This is a genomic window from Frankia sp. CoWAU3, assembly GCF_977971855.1.
Map to the genome: position 1 here is coordinate 1 of NZ_CDWWXB010000024.1, position 1,999 is coordinate 1,999.

At 69.6% G+C, this 1,999-nt stretch carries 1 protein-coding gene; it reads left to right on the forward strand.

All coding sequences use genetic code 11. From position 1 onward, the window contains the following. Nucleotides 1–1,999 (forward strand): beta-ketoacyl synthase N-terminal-like domain-containing protein (locus AC08ON_RS04355; RefSeq protein ID WP_476616508.1); only part of this gene is annotated, 1,999 nt, incomplete at both ends.

A 1,999-nucleotide genomic window follows, 5' to 3' on the forward strand; every position in this document is an offset into this window, starting at 1 on the left:
CCTCACCTCAGATGTGGGGCGGATACCTCGACGACGTCGAGCTCTTCGACCCGATGCCCTTCGGCATCACCCCCCGCGACGCCGAACTGATGGACCCCCAGGAACGACTCTTTCTCGAGATCTGCTGGCGGCTGTGGGAGGTCGCGGGCTACTCGCCGCGCCGCCTGCACACCCGGCACGGCGGACGCGTCGGCGTCTTCGCAGGCTCGATGTACAACGAGTACCCGCTGTTCGGGGCCGAAGTCGCCTCGCCGGACGCGCCATCCACGGGTTCCGCGCTCGCCGGAATAGCCAACCGGGTCTCCTACATCTTCGGGCTGACCGGTCCGAGCCTGACGGTCGACACGATGTGCTCCTCGTCGCTGACTGCAATCCACCTGGCGGTGCAGAGCCTGCTCAGCGGCGAATGCGAACTCGCCGTTGCGGGTGGCGTGAACCTCTCGCTGCACCCGAACAAGTTTCGTCAGCAGCGCCAGCTCGGCATGGCATCTTCGGACCACCGCTGTCGGGCGTTCGGCGCGGGTGGCGACGGCTTCGTCCCTGGCGAAGGCGTCGGCGTCCTGTTGCTCAAGCCGTTGAAGCAGGCGCTGGCAGACCGCGACCAGGTACTCGCCGTGATCCTCGGTAGCGCCGTGAACCACAGCGGCCACAGCAACGGCTACATGGTGCCGAGCGTGCCGGCCCAGGCCGAGGTGCTCGGCCGGGCGCTCGACCGGGCCGGGATACCCGCCGAGAGCATCGGCTACCTCGAAGCGCACGGCACGGGCACCGCGCTCGGTGACCCGATCGAGCTGCAGGCGCTCTCGCGCGCGCTGCGCCTTACTGATCGGCATGTCCTGCCGATCGGGTCGGTGAAGTCGAACATCGGCCATCTCGAAGCGGCCGCAGGTATCGCCGGTCTGACCAAGATCTTGCTGCAGTTCGAACACAGTCAGTTGGCGCCGTCGCTGCATGCCGAAGAGCTGAATCCGAACATCGACTGGCAGCACGTGCCGTTCCGCGTGCAACGGTACCTGCAACCATGGCCTGCGCCCGCGTCTGACGACGTACCGGCGCGGCGAGCCGGGATCAGCTCCTTCGGCGCGGGCGGGGCCAACGCGCATCTGCTCGTCGAGGAAGCGCCTCAGCGGCCTGCTGTGTCGCAGGGGCTCGCGCAGCACGCGGGCGCGCTCGACAGCGTGTTCGTGCTCTCCGCCCGAACCCGCGATCAGCTTCGCGGGGTCGCAGCCCGGCTCGCCCGGGCACTGGTTGACGAGCCCGAGCACGCATTGCCGGACGTTGCGTACACGCTGCGCGCGGCCCGCGTCGCGCTGGCACATCGGGCGGCGATCGTCGCCGAATCACGGGACCTGCTCGTCGACGAACTGAACCGACTCGCCGACACGGCCGCGGCCACAGACGCGACCCGGCTCGGCCGTGCGCCGACCGGCATCGGCGGCCCGCACCAACAGCGCGAGTCGCTGCCCGAGAGCGACGACGCCACGCCCGCCGATTTGGCGCGGCACTGGGTCGCTGGTGGTGACCTGCCGATCGGCGAGCCGCGGACGATCGTGCGTCTGCCGGAGTATCCGTTCGCCCGCGTCCGTTGCTGGGCGCCATCGCCGGACCTGCCGTCCAGCGCCGCGCTCGACCTGGTCCGGCTGTGGACCAAGGACTGGGCGCCCCTCGCCGACGAATCAGTCGAATCAGTGCTCGCCGAGCCATCCGCAGGCGACCTGATCGTCTGTCTGGCCACGGAGAACCAGTACCGGCTCGCTCAAGCGGTCTCGGCGCTCCTCGCTCCAGCCACCGTCGTGCGGCTGGTTCCCGAGGCCGCCGCGGACGCGCTGAACGATGTGGCCCAGGACCTGGTGGTGACCGGCTGGATTGACCTGACCGCCCTCGCGAACGGCGGGCCGGACTGGCAGGTCGTCGTGCCGCTGCTGCAACACTTGCTGCGCCGTCGCCCGCAGGCACAGTTGCGAATGCTCCAGGTGACCACCGGGCTCTTCGGACCCTC